Raw genomic sequence first — 12,869 nt, forward strand, 5'->3', positions numbered from 1 at the left:
CATCGTCAGGAGGAAACCCGGTTTGAGAGCGGGCACCCGAAAATGATTTGGCCGCTGCGGTGAGGGGATACCACAGCGGCCATATCACTACACTCAAAGCGGCAGCCCGGAGAGGGGAATGAGGCTGCCGCAACATCCGGTATCCAACGGGGGACGGGTCAGAAAACCGGCGACCGACGAACTGTCGATGACTGAAATTTGGTTTTCAATCGTGGCTATTCAAGGGCACGGAAGATTACAAATCTGTAACAAACTTGTTATCGATCCGTGACGAGGTTCTTTCGCGTGGATCATTGTTTCTCCTGACATTGAGCCAGTTCCCTTTAGGGCTGCTTTGATCTACTTCTAAGCCATGAAAAAAGGCGATCATCTCTTTCTCGTTGACGGCTCGGGTTATATTTTCCGCGCCTATCACGCCCTTCCCCCGCTGACCCGCAAGACCGATGGTTTGCCGGTGGGCGCCGTATCGGGCTTCTGCAACATGCTGTGGAAGCTGCTGAAGGATGCGCGCAACACCGATGTAGGCGTGGTGCCGACCCATTTCGCGGTGATTTTCGACTATTCGTCGAAGACGTTCCGCAACGCGCTTTATCCTGAATACAAAGCCAATCGCACCGCACCGCCGGAAGATCTCGTTCCGCAGTTCGGCCTGATCCGTCAGGCAACCCGCGCCTTCAACCTGCCCTGCATCGAAAAGGAAGGGTTTGAGGCCGACGACCTGATCGCGACCTATGCGCGCCTTGCCGAACAGGCGGGCGGCGATGTCACCATCGTCTCTTCCGACAAGGATCTCATGCAGCTCGTGACGCCGGGCGTGTCGATGTATGACAGCATGAAGGACAAGCAGATTTCGATCCCCGAAGTGATCGAAAAATGGGGCGTGCCGCCGGAAAAGATGATCGACCTGCAATCGCTGACCGGCGACAGCACCGATAACGTGCCCGGCATTCCGGGCATTGGCCCCAAAACGGCAGCGCAATTGCTGGAAGAATTCGGCGATCTCGACACGCTTCTCGCCCGCGCCTCGGAAATCAAGCAGAACAAGCGCCGCGAAAATATTATCGCCTTTGCGGACCAGACCAAGATTTCGCGCGAGCTGGTCACGCTCAAGACCGATGTGCCGTTGGATGTCGATCTCGACGGTCTGGTTCTGGAACCGCAAGACGGCCCGAAGCTGATCGGCTTCCTCAAGGCCATGGAGTTCACCTCGCTGACCCGCCGCGTGGCCGAAGCGACCGATACGGATGCTTCCGCCGTGGAGCCGTGCCATGTCGAGACGCAATGGGGCGCGGATGCGCATGGCCCCGATGTCGATGTCGTCGTGACGAGTGTTGCGGACGTCACGGTCGTCGCTGTGGCGACGGGCGAGCCTGCCGCTGCGACAGGCTACACCCCGCAGGCGCTGGCCGATAAGCGCGTCGCGAATGCCACTGCGCAGAAGATCGACACCGGCGCTTACACTTGCATTCGCGATATTGCCACGCTCAAGCTCTGGCTGGCCGAAGCGGTCGAAACCGGCGTGATGGCTTTCGATACGGAAACCAATTCGCTTGATCCGATGCAGGCCGAACTCGTTGGCTTCTCGCTGGCTCTCCCCGGCCAGAATAGCACGACCAGGGCGGCTTATATCCCGCTTCAGCACAAATCCGGTCAGGGCGATCTGCTCGGCGGCGGCATGGTCGATGGGCAGATACCGCTCGGCCAGGCCCTTGAAGCGCTGAAAGCCGTGCTTGAGGATGCTTCCGTTCTCAAGATCGCGCAGAACATGAAATATGACTGGCTGGTGATGCGCCGTCACGGGATCAACACCGTATCCTTTGACGATACGATGCTGATTTCCTATGTGCTCGACGCCGGTACGGGCAGCCATGGCATGGACCCGCTTTCGGAACGCTGGCTCGGCCATACGCCGATTGCCTATAAGGATGTTGCAGGCAGCGGCAAAAGCGCCGTGACCTTCGACATGGTCGATATCGACCGCGCGACAGCCTATGCGGCTGAAGATGCCGATGTGACGCTGCGCCTGTGGCAAGTCCTCAAACCACGCCTCGCTGCTGAGGGCCTCATGTCGGTCTATGAGCGGCTGGAGCGTCCATTGGTCGATGTGCTGGCGCGCATGGAAGAACGCGGCATTTCCGTGGATCGTCAGGTGCTGTCGCGCCTGTCTGGCGATCTGGCACAGGCTGCCGCCGCTTACGAAGATGAAATCTACGAACTGGCCGGTGAGAAATTCACCATCGGCTCGCCGAAGCAGCTCGGCGATATTCTGTTCGGCAAGATGGGCCTGCCCGGCGCCTCCAAAACCAAGACCGGCCAATGGTCCACCTCGGCGCAGGTGCTTGAAGACCTCGCTGCTGAAGGTCATCCCCTGCCGCGCAAAATCGTTGACTGGCGCCAGCTGACCAAGCTGAAATCCACCTATACGGATGCGCTGCCCGGTTTCATCCATCCGCAGACCAAACGCGTCCACACATCTTACGCAATGGCGTCCACGTCGACGGGCCGCCTCTCCTCTTCCGAGCCGAATTTGCAGAACATTCCGGTGCGTACCGCCGAAGGTCGCAAAATCAGGACGGCCTTCATCGCGGAACCGGGCAACAAGCTGATCTCCGCCGATTACAGCCAGATCGAGCTGCGCGTGCTGGCCCATGTGGCCGATATTGCGCAATTGAAACAGGCTTTTGCCGATGGCGTCGATATTCACGCCATGACCGCATCGGAAATGTTCGGCGTGCCGGTGGAAGGCATGCCGTCGGAGGTTCGCCGCCGCGCCAAGGCGATCAATTTCGGCATCATCTATGGCATTTCGGCTTTCGGTCTCGCCAACCAGCTTTCCATCCCGCGTGAGGAAGCCGGGCAATATATCCGCACCTATTTCGAGCGCTTCCCCGGCATCAAGGATTATATGGAAGCGACCAAGGCTTTTGCGCGTGAAAATGGCTATGTCGAAACCATATTCGGACGCCGTGCCCATTATCCGGATATCCGCGCATCCAACCCGCAAATCCGCGCTTTCAACGAGCGCGCTGCCATCAACGCGCCCATTCAGGGTTCGGCTGCCGACATTATCCGCCGCGCCATGATTCGCATGGAAGATGCGCTTGAAAAAGAAAAGCTCGCCGCCCGCATGTTATTGCAGGTGCACGACGAACTGATCTTCGAAGTACCCGAAAATGAAGTGGAAAAAACCATTCCGCTGGTGCGTCATATCATGGAGAATGCGGCCCTTCCGGCGGTATCTCTGACGGTTCCGCTGCATGTCGATGCGCGCGCAGCGCATAACTGGGACGAGGCCCACTAAAATATTTACCGAGCCGTCACTGCCAAACAGTTGCGGCTCGGCTTTGCTTTAAATCCGCGTTTTAACGGATCATACAGAACGACCTGTAGTGATTATCCGTATAATAATAGGTGCGATTTGCACTTCCATCATAACCGATAATGGCCCGGTGCCTTCCACGGCGACCGTATCGATCCTTGCCGAGATCGAACTCAAAATAGGTCATACGAGGCACATTCGGGAGAATTCCCTCGTTATTGTTGAAGACCGTGGGCCTCTGCCCCTTCCCCTTCAAATATTGGTCGAGCTGGAATTTTGCATTTCTGAAATCATCATATTCATTGGGGTTACTCTTGGGAGGAATTACAGATGCACAGTACGAAATCGGCCTTGCGACACTGTAATTGACAGAAAACATCAAACCAGCGATTAAAAAAGCTGAAACAGCCAATAATTTTCTCATTTTTATCTCGCAATTACTTTTATTAACACGAATTGATAGCCAATCATTATTGTTAATGGCGTTTATATATTAAATGAAAACTTCCCCGCGGTAAGTCGGTTAATTGGCATACGCCGGGCGCAGGGCTGCCATGTCGCCAGCCATGGTTGACCTCGCGACCTGAACCCTATAGGGAAGCGGCAATTCTGTTGCTTCGGTGGTCGCCAGGGGAGCCGTGAACGTTAGGTTTACGGCCAATGGGTTTGCGACTTGTGAAGCTTTTGTGAAAGTTGTCCATGTCTCTGCCCGAAACCATCGCTCCGGCCCTGTCCGGAGCTCTTGCCGCTCGCGGTTATAATACCCTCACCGCCGTTCAGAACGCCGTGCTGGCGCCTGAAACCCTTGATTCCGACCTTCTCGTTTCCGCCCAGACCGGTTCCGGCAAGACCGTTGCCTTCGGTCTCTCCATGGCCAACACCATTCTGGAAGACGAGCTTCGCTTCGGCGAAGCGGGTGCGCCGCTTGCCATGATCATCGCGCCGACGCGCGAACTGGCGCTTCAGGTGCGCCGCGAGCTGGAATGGCTTTATGCCGATACCGGCGCGCGCATTGCATCCTGCGTTGGCGGCATGGATATCCGCACCGAGCGCCGTGCGCTGGAGCGTGGCAGCCATATCGTCGTTGGTACGCCGGGCCGCCTGCGCGACCATATCACCCGCTCAGCGCTGGACATGTCTGCGCTGCGCGTCGTCGTGCTCGACGAAGCCGACGAAATGCTCGACATGGGTTTTCGCGAAGACCTCGAATTCATCCTCGGTGAAGCGCCGGAAGACCGCCGCACGCTGATGTTCTCGGCAACCGTGCCGAAGCCCATCGCGCAGCTCGCCAAGCGTTTCCAGAACAATGCGCTGCGCCTCACCGTGCAGAGCGAAACCAGCCAGCACGCCGATATCGATTACGTCGCCATGCCGGTTCCGCCGCATGAGCGCGACCACGCGATCATCAACACGCTGCTTTATTACGATTCACAGAACTCGATCATCTTCTGCTCAACCCGTGAAGCGGTAAAGCACATGGCAAGCCGCCTTTCCAATCGCGGCTTTGCAGTGGTGGCGCTTTCGGGCGAACTGAGCCAGGCCGAGCGCAACAATGCGCTGCAGGCCATGCGCGATGGTCGCGCCCGCGTTTGCGTGGCGACCGACGTTGCCGCACGCGGTATCGATCTGCCGAATCTCGATCTGGTTATCCATGCCGATCTGCCGAACAATCCTGAAACCATGCTGCACCGTTCGGGCCGTACCGGTCGCGCCGGTCGCAAGGGCACCTGCGTGCTGGTCGTGCCGTTCTCGCGCCGCCGTTCCGCCGAGCGCCTTCTGCATATGGCGAAGCTCGACGCGCAGACCATCCCTGCGCCGGGCATTGCCGCCGTTCAGGCCAAAAACAACGAACGCATTCTCAATGCCGAGGCATTTGGCCAGCCGGTTGAGGAAGAACATCAGGACGTGCTGAAAGCGCTTCTGGAGCGTTACACGCCGGAACAGCTGGCTGCCGCCTATCTCAATCGCGAATTGTCGCTGGCGCCTGCACCGGAAGAAGTGTCGGACGCGCCGGTTCATCCGGTTGGCGGCAAGAAACCGCGCGAACGTTCTGACCGCGGCGATCGTTTCGAGCGTAACGACCGTTTTGATCGTGGAGAACGCGGCGAACCGGGCGAACGCTTCGACCGCAATGCGCATTTCGATGGCGTCTGGTTCTCGGTTTCGGCTGGTCGAAAGCACCGCGCCGATCCGAAGTGGCTGCTGCCGCTGATCTGCAAGGCTGGCGACGTGTCGAAGCGCGATGTCGGCTCGATCAAGATCCTCGACGGCGAAACCCGCTTTGAAATCGCCGCATCGAAGGCCGATGAATTCCGTCAGTCGGTTGCCGAGCGCGGCACGGGCGAAAAGGGTCTGGTGATCCGTCCTGCGGTTGCTGGCGCCGGTGAAGATGCCGGACGCCGCGAAAGCAAGAGCTTCAGGCCGCGTGTTGAAAAGTCTTATGGCGAGAAATCCTGGGGCGACAAGCCGCGCGGAGACAAGCCTTGGGGCGACAAGCCACGTGGGGAAAAGTCATGGGGCGACAAGCCGCGTGGCGAAAAATCCTGGGGTGACAAGCCTCGCGGTGACGGCTTCAAAAAAGGCCCGAAGAAGTCCGAAGGCGGCTATAGCAAAAAGCCTCGCAGCGAGTAAGCTGTTCGTAAAACTGGAAAAGCCCGCCGCATGGCGGGCTTTTTATTAACCGGCGATTTACGTCCCTTTAAACCGCCGCATTTACCCTGCACCGGGTAGACCCTTCTTCGCATTGGCTGAATAACATGACGGCAATGCAGATTAATTTTGGAAAATGATCGGTTCGCACGCATAACGGACCGGCGCGCAGGTGGGTAACTTAGGCAGACTATGGCATCGCGAGACGACAGGAACGGACGCATCGACCCCTCTTTCGGCAAAGAAGAGAAGAGGACTGACGAGGACGATTTCCGTGTCGATGAGGAGGAGCGTATGGCGCGCTCGCAGCAACGCAAACGGGCCCCGTCCCGGGATCGCGAACCGCGTGCAGCACGCCGCGGCAAGGCGAAGCCGCGCGGCTTCTTCGGCTTTCTGCGCCGCGCGATCTACTGGTGCTTCGTGCTCGGCCTGTGGGGCGGCATCGGCCTTGCCGGTGTGCTCGTCTATTTTGCAGCCAAGATGCCGCCGACGACGGATTGGGAAATTCCCGACCGTCCACCCAATGTGCGCATTGTCGATGTTAGCGGAAAGCTGATTGCCAATCGCGGCACCACAGGTGGCGAGGCTGTGGGTCTGCATGAAATGTCGGCCTTCATTCCAAAGGCGGTTGTCGCCATTGAAGACCGGCGTTTCTTTTCGCATTTCGGCATCGACCCGATCGGCCTTGCCCGCGCAATTGTGACCAATGTTGTTTCAGGCCGCGCCGTGCAGGGCGGTTCGACGCTGACACAGCAGCTCGCCAAAAACCTGTTCCTGTCACCTGACCGCACGCTGGAACGCAAGGTACAGGAAGTGATGCTCGCCGTGTGGCTTGAGCATAAATACACCAAGGAACAGATTCTGGAGATGTATCTGAACCGGGTCTATCTCGGTTCGGGCGCCTATGGCGTCGACGCGGCTTCGCGGCGCTATTTCAACAAGTCGGCCAAGGATGTGAACCTGATGGAAGCCGCCACGCTGGCTGGCCTTCTCAAAGCCCCGTCCCGCCTGTCGCCCGCCCGCGATCCGGAAGCCGCCGCCGCCCGCGCCAAGCTGGTGCTGGGTGCCATGCGCGAAGAAGGCATGATCGACGACAGGCAACTGGCGATCGCCGAAAGCGAACCGCCGACCCGCGCGCCATCCTTCTGGCAGGGTTCGGAAAACTATGTCGCCGACAAGGTCGTGTCGGCATTGCCGGCGCTGATCGGTGAGGCAAAGACCGATATCACGGTGGAAACGACCATCGATCTCGGCCTGCAATCGGCAGGCGAAGACGCGATCAAGGACCAGATTTCCCAAAGCGGCAAGAAAATGAATGTGAGCCAGGGTGCTCTCGTTTCCATCGACGGCACTGGCGCGGTGCGCGCCATGGTCGGTGGCGTCGATTATGCCGCCAGCCAGTTTGACCGCGTGACCGATGCGCGCCGTCAGCCTGCATCCTCCTTCAAGCCGTTCGTCTATCTTTCGGCGCTGGAACAGGGCCGCACACCGGATTCGGTGCGCAACGATGCGCCGGTGCGCATCGGCAAGTGGACGCCCAGCAACGACAACGGCAAATATATGGGCGAAGTGACGCTGGCGACCGCGCTGTCGCACTCGCTCAACTCGGTTTCCGCCCAGCTTGTGATGGAAGTCGGCCCGCAGACCGTGGTGGATACCGCGCACCGTCTTGGCGTGCAATCGAAGCTTGAGCCCAACGCTTCGCTGGCGCTTGGCACCTCGGAAGTGACCCTTCTCGAACTGGCCGATGCCTATGTGCCTTTTGCCAATGGCGGCTATCGCGCGCCGGTCTATTTCATCACCAAGGTGACGGATGCCGATGGCAAGGTGCTTTACCAGAAAGATGACGCCATTGGCCCGCGTGTCATCGACGAGCGCAATGTCGGGATGATGAATGCCATGTTGCGGCGAACCGTCGAGGACGGCACGGCGCGCAAGGCGGCCTTTGGCGGCTGGCCCGCAGCGGGGAAAACCGGCACCAGCCAGAATTTCCGCGACGCATGGTTCGTCGGCTACACATCCAATCTCACCACTGGCGTCTGGTTCGGCAATGACGATGGCAAGGGCATGAAGCGCGTCTTCGGCTCGACCTTGCCCGTTGCCGCCTGGAAAAGCTTTATGCAGGAAGCGCACAAGGGCGTGCCCATCTCCGAACTGCCCGGCCATTACGACATCCAGAATGTCGTACCCGGCGGCAGCGACGGCATGGACCCGAATGCGCCTTACGATCCCAACATGATGCCACAGGGCGGCTATGGCGATCAGCCGATGGCTGGAAATGGCGACGATGGTTACTGGCCGCCAGCGCCGGAAACCACCACGCGCAACGACATCCAGCAGGCTGCACCGGAAGGCGCTTATCCTGTGAATGCGCCGGGGCCGCAGGGCAACGCATCCGGCGGGTATAACGACACCTACCGCCCGATGCCACCCGGCGAGGTCGGTGGCCAGCCGGTGCAGCAGCCGCAGCGACGGCTGGGTGGCTCCACCACGTTGCTTGACATCATCATGGGCAATTCGCAGTAGAGATTTGCAAGAAATGCGGGAGTGGATGACAGTCCGCTCCCGCAGTCGCGATCAAGTGAAGCACCTTCTGCACGCAATTGCTAATTCCCCTCGAAATCTTGAGCGGCATGGTCTATTCAAGATTTGAGAGCGAGGTTTTCCATGACCCAAATGACCAAAACAGACGCGTCCCCATCTGAAACCCCGAAGGTTGACGAAGAGCGCAAGACACTGGTTCTGACCGGCGCCAGCCGCGGTATCGGCCATGCGACCGTCAAGCGTTTTTCGCGTGCAGGCTGGCGCGTGATTACCTGCTCGCGGCAGGATTTTTCCGATAATTGCCCATGGCCCGCCGGACCGGAAGACCATATCAAGGTCGATCTGGCCGATCAGGAAGACGTCGGCAAGGCGATTGCCGAAATCCGCCGTCGCCTTGAAGCCAATGGCAGCAAGCTGCATGCGCTCGTCAACAATGCAGGCATTTCGCCGAAAGCACAGGGCGGACGCCGCCTGAATTCGATTGAAACGCCGATGGCCGTGTGGCGCGACGTGTTTCAGGTCAATTTCATGGCCCCGATCATGCTGGCGCGTGGTCTGTTCAAGGAACTGGAAGCCGCGCAGGGTTCGGTCGTCAATGTGACCTCCATTGCAGGCAGCCGTGTTCACCCCTTTGCAGGCACCGCTTATGCCACGTCGAAAGCAGCGCTTTCCTCGCTGACCCGCGAAATGGCCTCGGATTTCGGCCCCTACGGCATCCGCGTCAACGCCATTGCGCCGGGCGAAATCGACACGGCGATCCTGTCGCCGGGCACAGAAAAGCTGGTGGAACAATTGCCCATGCGCCGCCTTGGCAAAACCTCGGAAGTCGCGGAAACCATCTACTTCCTGTGCACTGAGGCTTCATCCTATGTCACAGGATCGGAAATCCATATCAATGGCGGCCAGCACGTCTAACAAATGCAAAGCGCGGCTGTTGAAAAACACTGCGCTTTTTGTTTAGCTGTCTTCAATCGATTTAAAACCCAATTCAACAGTAGACCGAACCATGATCCTTTGTTGCGGTGAAGCCCTGATCGACATGCTGCCACGCGAAGCCGCGACCGGCGAAACGGCCTTCGTGCCTTTTGCGGGCGGTTCGGTTTTCAATTCGGCCATAGCGCTTGGTCGACTTGGCGTGCCGACAGGCTTCTTCTCCGGCATTTCCTCGGATTTCTTCGGCGAAGTGCTGCGTGACACGCTGGCGCGCTCCAATGTCGATTATTCCTTTGCCGCCATTTCGGATCGCCCGACGACGCTTGCCTTCGTCCGCCTCGTGGACGGTCAGGCGCGCTATGCTTTCTACGACGAGAATACGGCTGGCCGCATGCTTTCCGAAAGCGACATGCCTTTCGTGGATGAAAGCATCGACGCCATGCTGTTTGGCTGCATCAGCCTGATTTCCGAGCCATGCGGCAGCGTCTATGAAGCGCTGATGACCCGTGAAGCTAAAAAGCGGGTCATGTTCCTCGATCCCAATATCCGCGCCGGTTTCATCACCGACCGCGAGAAGCATCTGGCGCGCATGAAACGCATGATCGCGCTGGCCGATATCGTGAAACTGTCGGACGAAGATCTCAACTGGTTTGGTGAACATGGCAGCCATGACGAAATCGCCGCCGAATGGCTGAAGCTCGGTCCAAAGCTGATTGTCATCACCAAGGGCGCCCATGGGGCCGATGCCTATACGGCCCATGCAACGGTGCGTGTGCCGGGCGTCAAAGTTGATGTCGTGGACACGGTTGGCGCGGGCGATACGGTCAATGCGGGCATTCTCGTCAGCCTGCACAATCAGGGCTTGCTCAACAAGGCGGCCATCGCAACTCTGAACGACGACCAGATTCACGCCTCCGTCGCGCTCGGCGTCCGGGCTGCTGCCGTCACCGTTTCCCGCGCGGGCGCAAACCCGCCATGGGCCGCAGAAATGCGCGATTGATTCCGTCATCTACAGATAAGACAGCGCCTTCTAACCTACGCCATTGACCCGACTCAATTCCCGCCTTCTATAGGGAGTGGGTGGGAGAGAATCGAATATGGCGAAGGACAATTCAGTGGACGTCTTGCGCATCGCAGCCTTCTCACAAGGCAATCAGGGCGGCAACCCAGCAGGTGTGCTGATTGCGGACCGCCTCCCCTCTCCAGAGGAAATGCAGAAAATCGCCAAGGAGGTGGGGTTTTCTGAAACGGCTTTCGCCGCGCCGGACGGCGAAAGCTGGCGCGTGCGTTATTTCGCACCAGAAATGGAAGTGCCGTTCTGCGGCCATGCCACCATTGCGCTCGGTGCAGCGCTGGCCATGCGCATGGGCGACGGACATTTCAACCTGAAGCTCAATAACAGCACCATCAGCGTGGACGGTCGCAAGGAAGGCGAGTTGTTCGCCGCCAGCCTGCAATCGCCGCCGACGCGCAACCGTGCCGCCGCAGAGGTTGAGGTGGAGCAGGCACTCTCGCTGTTCAGCTACGACAAGGACGATCTCGCGCCGGGCATTCCGCCGGCGCTGATCCATGCGGGCGCGGACCATATCCTGTTGCCGCTGCGCTCACGCGAGAAGCTTGCTTCGATGCATTATGATCTGGCGCGTGGCCGTGTAATGATGAAGCGGCAGGGTTGGACGACCATCCTGCTGATCCATTCGGAAACGCCGCAACGCTTCCATAGCCGCAACCCGTTTGCCGCTGGTGGCGTCTATGAAGACCCGGCGACGGGCGCTTCCACGGCGGCCTTTGCCGCCTATCTGCGCGATATCGGCTGGCCGCATGGCGGCGAGATCGAAGTGTTTCAGGGCGAGGATATGGGCAGTCCGTCGCATCTTCGCGCCCAGATCGGCACGGAACGCGGCGGATCAATCCGCCTTTCCGGCACAGCACGGCTGATGGAATAGCGGTAAAACGCGGCTCGTAACGTCAGTGGAGATTCGGCGTTATGGTGAGACGAAAATGCCGTTCTTCGAGAACCGGCGCGCAGCGTACTTAAAGGTACGTGAGCACCGGAAGCGCAGAAGAGCGGTATTTGCAGGCCACCAGAACCCGAATATCCGCTGACGTTTAAACTCTGACGAGCTGCTCCACTCTTTCCTCATTGCCGAAGAATTTGAGATATCGCGCCACTTCCTTCGGGTCGCCCGTCGCTTTCTGCGGATTGTCGGAAAGCTTGACCGCCGGATGACCATTGGCATCCGTGACCTTACAGACCAGCGAAATGGCATTCAGCCCTTCGATGTTCTTCGGCGCGCAACCCATGAAATCATTGGTGAGGTTTGTGCCCCAGCCGAAGCTCATGCGCACACGACCTTCGAAATGGCGATAGGTGTCTTCGATCGTATCGACATCCAGCGCATCGGAGAAAATGAGCAGCTTTTCACGCGGGTCTTTTCCGCGTGATTTCCACCATTCGATGATGCGTTCGCCGCCTTCGACGGGCGGGGCGCTGTCGGGACGAAAACCCGTCCAGTCGGCAACCCAGTCCGGCGCATTGCGCAGGAAGGCCGCGGTGCCGAAAGCGTCCGGCAGAACAATCAGCAGATTGCCGCCATAATAACGGTTCCAGTCCTGCAACACGCGATAGGGCGCGCTGCGCAGTTCCTCGTCGGTCTTGGCGAGTGCGGCCAGCACCATCGGCAATTCATGCGCGTTGGTGCCGAGCGCTTCAAGGTCGGTATCCATCGCCAGAAGCACGTTGCTGGTGCCGGTAAAGGAATCGCCGATGCCCTCCTTCAGCGCCTCCACGCACCAGCGCTGCCACAGGAAGGAATGGCGACGGCGGGTGCCGAAGTCGGAAATCTTCAGATCCGGCAGCAGGCGCAGCCGTTCCACCTTGCTCCACATCTTGGCTTTGGCGCGGGCATAGAGCACATCGAGCGAAAACGGCCCGAGGTTCTTCATCGCCGCGCGCGAACGCAGTTCGTTGATGATGGCAAGCGCTGGAATTTCCCACATCGATGTGTGAGACCACGGCCCGTGGAAATGCAGCTCGTACTGCCCGTCCTTGCGACGAAGCTCATATTCCGGCAGCTGGAAATCATGCAGCCATGCCAGGAATTCCGGCTGGAAAATCTGCTTGCGGCCATAGAAGGTGTTACCCGCCAGCCAGATCATTTCCTTTTGGAGAAGCGCAGCGTGCGCGCATGATCAAGCTGCGCGCGCAGCTCGCCTTCTTCGATCTCGTCGGCGAGGCGCACAGAGGTCGTGCGATTGATGAGCGAGAAGGTCGCGTCCACCTTGGGATAGAGGCCCCAGATCATCTGGAGCATCAGTAGCTTGTAGAAATCCGTATCCAGCAGGCTGCGGATAATAGGATCGAGCTTCCAGGCATGGTTATAGACGCGGCGCGCGATATCAGTTCTGGCCATCACGGCCTCCA

7 protein-coding genes and 1 pseudogene are annotated in these 12,869 nt (G+C 59.0%); 6 read left to right on the forward strand and 2 right to left on the reverse strand.

What is annotated here, in order from left to right:
• Nucleotides 1-352 precede the first annotated feature (352 nt).
• Complete coding sequence (gene polA, locus QLQ11_RS07620) at nucleotides 353-3,301, forward strand: DNA polymerase I (RefSeq protein ID WP_124915160.1); 2,949 nt, start codon at nucleotides 353-355, stop codon at nucleotides 3,299-3,301.
• A gap of 61 nt (nucleotides 3,302-3,362) precedes the next feature.
• Here the strand turns inward: polA and QLQ11_RS07625 are convergent, their stop codons facing one another.
• The gene (locus QLQ11_RS07625; RefSeq protein WP_283736013.1) at nucleotides 3,363-3,743 is read right to left on the reverse strand and encodes a ribonuclease domain-containing protein; all 381 of its coding nucleotides are present in this window, start codon (nucleotides 3,741-3,743) and stop codon (nucleotides 3,363-3,365) included.
• Between the two features lie 275 nt (nucleotides 3,744-4,018).
• On the opposite strand from QLQ11_RS07625, the gene QLQ11_RS07630 reads away from it, so the two are divergent.
• The 5 genes from QLQ11_RS07630 (at nucleotide 4,019) to QLQ11_RS07650 (ending at nucleotide 11,391) form a co-directional block, all read left to right on the forward strand.
• Nucleotides 4,019-5,950 carry a DEAD/DEAH box helicase gene (locus QLQ11_RS07630; protein ID WP_109368150.1) on the forward strand — a complete coding sequence of 644 codons (1,932 nt, stop codon included), beginning with the start codon at nucleotides 4,019-4,021 and terminating at the stop codon, nucleotides 5,948-5,950.
• 210 nt (nucleotides 5,951-6,160) lie between these two features.
• Nucleotides 6,161-8,494 carry a transglycosylase domain-containing protein gene (locus QLQ11_RS07635; RefSeq protein ID WP_283736012.1) on the forward strand — a complete coding sequence of 778 codons (2,334 nt, stop codon included), beginning with the start codon at nucleotides 6,161-6,163 and terminating at the stop codon, nucleotides 8,492-8,494.
• Nucleotides 8,495-8,635: 141 nt separating this feature from the next.
• Nucleotides 8,636-9,427: an SDR family NAD(P)-dependent oxidoreductase gene (locus tag QLQ11_RS07640; protein ID WP_109368148.1), complete on the forward strand. Its 792-nt coding sequence runs from the start codon at nucleotides 8,636-8,638 to the stop codon at nucleotides 9,425-9,427.
• Nucleotides 9,428-9,518: 91 nt separating this feature from the next.
• Nucleotides 9,519-10,445, forward strand: coding sequence for a carbohydrate kinase (locus QLQ11_RS07645; protein WP_109368147.1), 927 nt, complete (start codon nucleotides 9,519-9,521; stop codon nucleotides 10,443-10,445).
• Between the two features lie 115 nt (nucleotides 10,446-10,560).
• Entirely contained in the window at nucleotides 10,561-11,391 is an 831-nt protein-coding gene (locus QLQ11_RS07650) for a PhzF family phenazine biosynthesis protein (protein ID WP_109370143.1), read from the forward strand.
• A gap of 163 nt (nucleotides 11,392-11,554) precedes the next feature.
• Here QLQ11_RS07650 and pncB read toward each other — a convergent pair.
• Nucleotides 11,555-12,858, reverse strand: a pseudogene (pncB, locus tag QLQ11_RS07655) (nicotinate phosphoribosyltransferase).
• Between the last annotated feature and the right edge of the window lie 11 nt (nucleotides 12,859-12,869).

This window comes from Ochrobactrum sp. SSR, assembly GCF_030067775.1.
In the GTDB taxonomy this organism is placed as follows: Bacteria; Pseudomonadota; Alphaproteobacteria; order Rhizobiales; family Rhizobiaceae; genus Brucella; species Brucella teleogrylli.

Bases quoted from the DNA above. Each gene is read 5' to 3' on its own strand.
- QLQ11_RS07635 (WP_283736012.1), top strand. From the start codon at position 6,161: ATGGCATCGCGAGACGACAGGAACGGACGCATCGACCCCTCTTTCGGC.
- QLQ11_RS07625 (WP_283736013.1), bottom strand. From the start codon at position 3,743: ATGAGAAAATTATTGGCTGTTTCAGCTTTTTTAATCGCTGGTTTGATG.
- QLQ11_RS07645 (WP_109368147.1), top strand. From the start codon at position 9,519: ATGATCCTTTGTTGCGGTGAAGCCCTGATCGACATGCTGCCACGCGAA.
- QLQ11_RS07630 (WP_109368150.1), top strand. From the start codon at position 4,019: ATGTCTCTGCCCGAAACCATCGCTCCGGCCCTGTCCGGAGCTCTTGCC.
- QLQ11_RS07640 (WP_109368148.1), top strand. From the start codon at position 8,636: ATGACCCAAATGACCAAAACAGACGCGTCCCCATCTGAAACCCCGAAG.
- polA (WP_124915160.1), top strand. From the start codon at position 353: ATGAAAAAAGGCGATCATCTCTTTCTCGTTGACGGCTCGGGTTATATT.